Origin of the sequence: Sulfurimonas sp. (assembly GCF_023229105.1) — a bacterium.
Taxonomy (GTDB): Bacteria; Campylobacterota; Campylobacteria; order Campylobacterales; family Sulfurimonadaceae; genus Sulfurimonas.
The window spans coordinates 1-2883 of record NZ_JALNZY010000129.1; the positions used below are offsets into that span (position 1 = coordinate 1).

The following is a 2883-nucleotide window of genomic DNA, read 5'->3' on the forward strand; positions in this document are numbered from 1 at the left end:
ACATAGTACGCTTTCTTTTGAAACGGTGTCATAAGGTCTCGTATGTTGTCATGAATGGCGAGAAGCTTTGGTGCGAACTCTTCAAACTGTTCTACCAGTTTGCGTATCACCCCTTTTTCAAAGCCCATATTGTAGGCTAAAACCGTTACATCGGTAGGTATGTCGTTTACCAGTCTTTTTGCGAGTTCATATCGCGGGTCTTTGCCGTCCTCTGCCAAAAACTCACAATGTTTCAAATCTCCGTTTTTATTTTCTACATGTAGAGAGTATTGAAACGGTATCTGCATAAAGGGGTTAATGCCCTTCCACTGCGGCACTGCTTGTTGGAATGTCTCAAAATCAAGATGATAAAGCGGGTAAGTTAGACTATCTACAAACTCTTTTATCGCTTCACGATTTATGATCTCTTTGTTCTCTAGCTCAGAGTTTATCTGTATCTGCTGTGAGAGCGAAAAGCCAGATACATCTGCAATATCACTAAAATTTACAATGCCCTGTTTGTAGAGAGAAAACTTGGTATCGGTTTTTAGTCTTGAGATGTCAAAAATGCTGTACTCAGGTATATGTTTCCAGCAATGTTCCATTGCATCGCAATCGTAAGGGTTACTGCAATGCTTACCAATATCTACCATTGGCTCATTCTCTTTATCGTCCAAAAATATTTTGAAATTTTTTAAATGAGATGGGATATTGACCTGAAGCTCTTTTACTTCATCTGATACATTTACAATCTTAAACAGCTTCTCTATTTCAAGTTCATCTTCTCTAACATACTGATTATTGATGTGAATTATGTTGGTTGATTTAACACTATATCCCAACCCGTTAAGCACATAGTACTGGATAGAAGCATCATCAAGATAGACATCTTTTACCTCCGTTGAGCTTTTAACCTCATATATCTCCAGCGTGTCGTCGCTGTTTATATGAAGGACATCAACCATTACCACTATGTCATCATACGCAAATGTCGCCTCATAGATGTTTGTTACACCTTCGTCTATCCACTTTTTTGTAAGCACTATTTTTTCTTCAAAGCTTGTGCCTTCAAACGGAACTTCTTTACCATTTGGAAAAAGCTTACATGCCAAAGCACCCACTTCGTTGCCTGTTTCAAATATCGCCTCCGCAGAGCCATCAGGCGGAGTCAGAACATCTTTATTATACTTTTTTAGCCAAAGAGATTTTACACATTGCAAACCTCTTGTATATAGTGATTTTGATAGTCTCATTTGACCCCTTCGTTTATTCTCCATCCATAATGAGCTGCTTATACACATATAAACTCCTTAGTTCTAAAGGGAGCTTATACGCTTTACATAACAATGTTATGTCTGGTTATTTGATAATCATGAAAATTTATAACCTTTTGAAAACTTCTCCCATAATCTTGGCATATGTTCTTTGAAATATAATTCTGTAGTTGTTACTTCCCAGTCTATTTCATTGCTATCATCACAGAAAGTTTCCTGACCATATATAGTTGAATTGTCAATATCATCCATAATTTCTTCATCAAAGCAGTTAAACCAAATAGACAAGTAATCTTCTGTATCATATTCACCGAAAATTTTCTTTCTTGTTTTATATTTATCATATACATCCATAAGCGCATCAGGATCTTTCATGGCTTTGGTTACAATATCTTTACCTTGATAAATCAACCAAGATCTAAAATACAACCAACCATCATCAGTACAGGAAGAACCTTTAATTAGAGCACCAAAAGCATAAGCATTTGTACTTGTATCTAAAACATCTAAAATATTCTCAAAATGTAAGGCAAAATCAACCGCTTTTTCATAACCTAACTCTTCTAACATATCTGATATATTAGATGCGTCACTTTCATTATTTATTTTTGCCGATTCAATAAAGTCCCAAAACTCTTTTTCGTTCATTCTTTTTTCCATTTTTACTACCTTTGTTTTATATATTTGTTATTATACTAACGCTTATTGACAGCTTTATGTCTGTTTTGCTAAATAACTACTCAAATCCTCTTCTATCATCTCCTGTACCCACTCGGGCTCTATGACTCTCATGTGCGGCAGCCAATACTTGATGATGGGAAGTATCTCCATCTCATGCGTTATCTTTACTACAAACTCCATTGTTCCGTCTTTGTGAAGCGACTCAATGGACTGTGTCGGAAGCGGTCTTCTTTGAAAGTACTTTGCAGCAATCTTGTTGGCATAAATCTTAACTTCAAACGGCTCTACATCTTTTTGGAACCATACAGATATGGAGCTATCAAGCAGATTTTCAAGCTTTGCATCGGTGGAAAAAGCAGTATCGGTCGCTTTTACATTGGATATGTTTTTTAGGTAGTACTTCTTAAGCACATCATCTTGGAGTGCAACCAGATACCAGAACCCCTCAAAGTTTACAATCTTAAGAGGCTGAAGTGTTACTTTAAAAATATCATGCCTCTCATCATCATAAGAGCACTCTAGCTCTTTTTTTGCTTTTACGGCACCCTCTATGATCTGTATCTCGCCGAACTTGTCGCTGATGTCTTCGATGTTAAGTTTTGCATAGATGGGATTAAAATCTTGGTTTTTTATCTTTGAGAGCAGCTTATGGGATTTTAATGCGAACTTGCCGCCTATACCCTCGGTGATCTTCTCTATAATGTCTAAAACTATCTCATCTTCCAAAGACTTGGTTTTCTCAACCCTGTAACCATCTTGCATCTTCCACTTTTTGCCCTCTTGAAAGATAGGGAAAGATACAAGTCGCTCGTTGAAATCCCTCTGCACCGTTCTCTCGCTGGTGTTGAACTCTTTTGCGAGATCCTTAACAGAAAGAGCCTCTCCGTCATTTAGTCTTGAGAGAATACAGGAGAGTCTTGTAAGTATCTTGTCATAGTCGTGTTTGTAT

3 protein-coding genes are annotated in these 2883 nt (G+C 37.0%); all 3 read right to left on the reverse strand.

The genetic code is table 11. From position 1 onward, the window contains the following. On the reverse strand, window positions 1–1232 hold a 1232-nt coding region (locus M0Q17_RS11105), incomplete at its 3' end, for a DUF2779 domain-containing protein (RefSeq protein ID WP_295086841.1). A 117-nt stretch (window positions 1233–1349) separates the two neighbouring features. Continuing rightward, window positions 1350–1913, reverse strand: coding sequence for a DUF4240 domain-containing protein (locus tag M0Q17_RS11110; RefSeq protein ID WP_295086843.1), 564 nt, complete (start codon window positions 1911–1913; stop codon window positions 1350–1352). A gap of 54 nt (window positions 1914–1967) precedes the next feature. After that, window positions 1968–2883: WYL domain-containing protein (locus tag M0Q17_RS11115; protein WP_295086845.1), on the reverse strand; the 916-nt coding region annotated here is incomplete at its 5' end.